Annotated in this window: 1 protein-coding gene and 3 rRNA genes (2 of these 4 only partly in view); all 4 read right to left on the bottom strand. The window is 54.3% G+C overall.

The annotated features are described in order from the left end of the window. A 16S ribosomal RNA gene (locus LO55_RS08490) occupies positions 1-650 on the bottom strand; it reaches 881 nt to the left of the window's first position. A 424-nt stretch (positions 651-1,074) separates the two neighbouring features. Further along, positions 1,075-1,713, bottom strand: coding sequence for a DJ-1/PfpI family protein (locus LO55_RS08485; protein WP_071361131.1), 639 nt, complete (start codon positions 1,711-1,713; stop codon positions 1,075-1,077). A 197-nt stretch (positions 1,714-1,910) separates the two neighbouring features. Then, positions 1,911-2,023 (bottom strand): 5S ribosomal RNA (gene rrf / locus LO55_RS08480). A 154-nt stretch (positions 2,024-2,177) separates the two neighbouring features. Then, positions 2,178-2,500: ribosomal RNA gene (locus LO55_RS08475) — 23S ribosomal RNA — on the bottom strand; it runs 2,551 nt beyond the window's last position.

The raw sequence follows: 2,500 nt of genomic DNA, 5'->3' as shown, positions 1-2,500 counted from the left end.
TTCTAGCCTTGCAGTCTCCATCGCAATTCCCAGGTTGAGCCCGGGGATTTCACGACAGACTTACAAAACCGCCTGCGCACGCTTTACGCCCAGTAATTCCGATTAACGCTTGCACCCTACGTATTACCGCGGCTGCTGGCACGTAGTTAGCCGGTGCTTATTCTTCAGGTACCGTCATTAGCCGTGGATATTAGCCACAGCCGTTTCTTCCCTGACAAAAGAGCTTTACAACCCGAAGGCCTTCTTCACTCACGCGGCATTGCTGGATCAGGCTTGCGCCCATTGTCCAAAATTCCCCACTGCTGCCTCCCGTAGGAGTCTGGACCGTGTCTCAGTTCCAGTGTGGCTGGTCGTCCTCTCAGACCAGCTACTGATCGTCGCCTTGGTGAGCCTTTACCTCACCAACTAGCTAATCAGATATCGGCCGCTCCAGGAGCACAAGGCCCGAAGGTCCCCTGCTTTCATCCATAGATCGTATGCGGTATTAGCGTAACTTTCGCTACGTTATCCCCCACTCTTGGGTACGTTCCGATATATTACTCACCCGTTCGCCACTCGTCAGCGGAGCAAGCTCCCTGTTACCGTTCGACTTGCATGTGTAAAGCATGCCGCCAGCGTTCAATCTGAGCCAGGATCAAACTCTTCAGTTCAATCTCTGTTTGTTGACTCTTTCGAGTCACTCGCTATTGCTAGCGAGGTCGCTCACTCAAAATACTGACCGTCACTTCATTACTGAAGCAACGTTTAATACTTTGTGCGAACATTTGATATTTTAAGTATGCAACTGAACAAGTCAGCTGGCACCTTCATCAAACGCCCACACTTATCGACTGTTAATTTTTAAAGATCAGAATTCGGTGCTTCTTCTTGCTGCATCGTTGCGAATCGTTGTGTTCGTCAGCAGCAGAGAGATGAGATTATGCAGTGTTTCGCTTACTTCGTCAACCCCTCTTTTTTCTTCACTCTTCGCTGTCACATCCGTTTCGGGACATGCCTGCGTCGAGGGACAGGACTATAGCAAACGCCTGAATTGTCCGCAAGCCCCAGTTTGCATGCCTTGCCTGTGCGTCGAACTCACCGTTCGTGCGATTCCGGCGACATCGAGGCGACCAGCTCGTGATACCACCGTTCCTGGCGCGTCTTGTGCAGGCGATACCAGGCCTTGGTGGTTTCCGGTCGCCAGACTTTCAGCATCTTCAACACTTCATAGGAAAACTCGAGCGGCGCCAATCCCGTCGCGGTGATCAGGTTATCGCCGCGTACCGCAGCCTCCTTGCGATACAAGGCCTCTCCCCGGTAACCGGGGCATGCCTGTTTCAAGAAGCCGAGGTCGTTCGACGTGTGACGCCGCGCGTCCAGGGCGCCGACACTCGCCAACCCGACCGTGGCGCCGCAAATCGCCGCGACCTGGTGCCCCTGGTCGAGCGCATCGCGAGCAAATTCCAGCATCGGCTTCGCCTGCGCCGCGTTCCAGATGTCGGCGCCAGGCAATAGCAGCACATCCCCTTTCTGCAACTCGACCGCATCCAACGTCACGTCTGGCGTATAGCTCACACCTCCCATGCTGTCGATGGGGGCGCCGCCAAGACCGACCCTGAGCAAGCTGAAATCCATTGCGGGGTCGGCAAAGAACCTGCGGCTGTGCAGCTCCGCGGTGAGATAAGCGATCTCCCAATCCGCCATGGTATCGACCACCACCAGATACAGTTTCATCGCGACTCCTCATTGGATAGGCTGGCAGTATAGCCGCGGTTGGTCGTCTGGCCGCTTAGCCATGCGGTGAAATCGCTGACGTCTTCCGCCACTAGAGCCAGGTGGAGCATGCCGTGTATTGCGGGGAACACGACGATTTATGAGTCCAAAGCAAAAAACCCCGACCAGATCACTGGACGGGGTTTTTCATATAACTAGCCTGACGATAACCTACTTTCACACTGGTTGCAGCACTATCATCGGCGCAAAGTCGTTTCACGGTCCTGTTCGGGATGGGAAGGGGTGGGACCGACTTGCTATGGTCATCAGGCTTTGACTTGTCTGGCTACGCTTGAGTTACGCGTGGGCGGCACAGCCGCCCACGCTACGCTTTGTTCAGCGTGGCCATGAATCTGGAAGAAGTATTGTTGGGTTGTAGCTTTTGTATCGAGCAGTTGTACTCGACCTTGGACTACCAAGGTTATAGGGACAAGCCGTACGGGCAATTAGTACTGGTTAGCTTAATGCATTACTGCACTTCCACACCCAGCCTATCAACGTCCTGGTCTCGAACGACCCTTCAAGGAGCTCAAGGCTCCGGGAAATCTCATCTCAAGGCAAGTTTCCCGCTTAGATGCTTTCAGCGGTTATCTCTTCCGAACTTAGCTACCCGGCAATGCCACTGGCGTGACAACCGGTACACCAGAGGTTCGTCCACTCCGGTCCTCTCGTACTAGGAGCAGCCCCCTTCAAATTTCCAACGCCCACGGCAGATAGGGACCAAACTGTCTCACGACGTTTTAAACCC

The sequence above is a fragment of the Massilia timonae genome (assembly GCF_001866515.1).
Classification (GTDB): domain Bacteria; phylum Pseudomonadota; class Gammaproteobacteria; order Burkholderiales; family Burkholderiaceae_D; genus Telluria; species Telluria timonae.
This window is presented reverse-complemented; position numbering and strand designations above follow the sequence as displayed.

What these genes read in the sequence shown, in the direction of transcription:
- LO55_RS08485 (WP_071361131.1), bottom strand. Translation starts at nt 1,713, where the DNA reads ATGAAACTGTATCTGGTGGTGGTCGATACCATGGCGGATTGGGAGATC.